Origin of the sequence: Postechiella marina (assembly GCF_039538365.1) — a bacterium.
Classification (GTDB): domain Bacteria; phylum Bacteroidota; class Bacteroidia; order Flavobacteriales; family Flavobacteriaceae; genus Postechiella; species Postechiella marina.
In genome coordinates, this window is record NZ_BAABCA010000025.1 from 1 (window position 1) to 620 (window position 620).

At 35.8% G+C, this 620-nt stretch carries 1 protein-coding gene; it reads right to left on the reverse strand.

Annotated elements, in window-relative coordinates:
• Positions 1-142: 142 nt before the first annotated feature.
• Entirely contained in the window at positions 143-598 is a 456-nt protein-coding gene (locus ABD715_RS17785; protein WP_344789680.1) for a DUF2750 domain-containing protein, read from the reverse strand.
• Between the last annotated feature and the right edge of the window lie 22 nt (positions 599-620).

Below are 620 nucleotides of genomic sequence, written 5' to 3' on the forward strand. Positions count from 1 at the left end.
TAACGGTCTCGTATAACCGTCAGTTACGGGTTTATATGTTTTACTTTTCGGTTAAGCACAGACTTTAGCAATTCCGAGTGGATTCGGACGTAGTCGAATCCGCCGTAATTGCGGTTATACATTGTTACCTGCTGGCTTTTTATCATTCCATTACTTCTTTCACTTGAGTTTCCAAGTCTTTAATTCCGTTAAACTTTCTAAAATTCAAATCTTTTCCGATTGATTTTAATTCAGCTAATAGGTCTATTATTAATTCCAAAGGTTCTGCTTCAAATCCGAACATATTTTGGTCAAATTGAGTCCCAATTAAGAGTCCGTCATTTTCCATTCCAACACACCAGTTTTCCATAAATTCAGATAGTGGAATTTCAGTCGGGTCATAGTTTTTCCATCCGTCTTTTATACAGGACTTTGCCCTTGCCTTTTCAGCCCAAAAGCAAATCATTCCAACAGGTTCTCCATTTTCGTCATCATAATGAACTGAACTTGATGTTGCAAATCCATCTTTGTTTTTCAATCCGTAAACTATTTCAGTTTCACATACTGTTTTTATGAACTTCTTATGTCGGTTTTTAACTGTTATATGATTTTGGAACATAGTTTTTCAGCTTGCAGGTAAC